This is a genomic window from Streptomyces sp. MMG1121 (assembly GCF_001280015.1).
Lineage (GTDB): Bacteria > Actinomycetota > Actinomycetes > Streptomycetales > Streptomycetaceae > Streptomyces.
The window spans coordinates 1-255 of the sequence record NZ_LGDV01000146.1; the positions used below are offsets into that span (position 1 = coordinate 1).

The following is a 255-nucleotide window of genomic DNA, read 5'->3' on the forward strand; positions in this document are numbered from 1 at the left end:
TCGCTGCGGACGCGGGCGTGCCAGTACTCGGCGAGCGCCTCGGCCAACTGCACGGACAGGCCGTGCAGTTCGAGGTAGTCGCGGTAGGAGTTGGCCTCGAACAGCTTGGCCGTCTCCTCGCCGATGCGGGAGCCGACGGTGACGACCTGGAGGCCGACCACGTCCCTCTCGCCGGACTCCTCCGGGCGGAAGAAGTCGGCGAGGCAGAGCCTGCGGCCCCGGCGCTGGCGCGGGAAGGTGAACCGCGTGCGCTCG

Annotated in this window: 1 protein-coding gene; it reads right to left on the reverse strand. The window is 71.8% G+C overall.

All coding sequences use genetic code 11. The features are described from left to right. Positions 1-255: vitamin B12 dependent-methionine synthase activation domain-containing protein (locus ADK64_RS14750; protein ID WP_159046247.1), on the reverse strand; the 255-nt coding region annotated here is incomplete at both ends.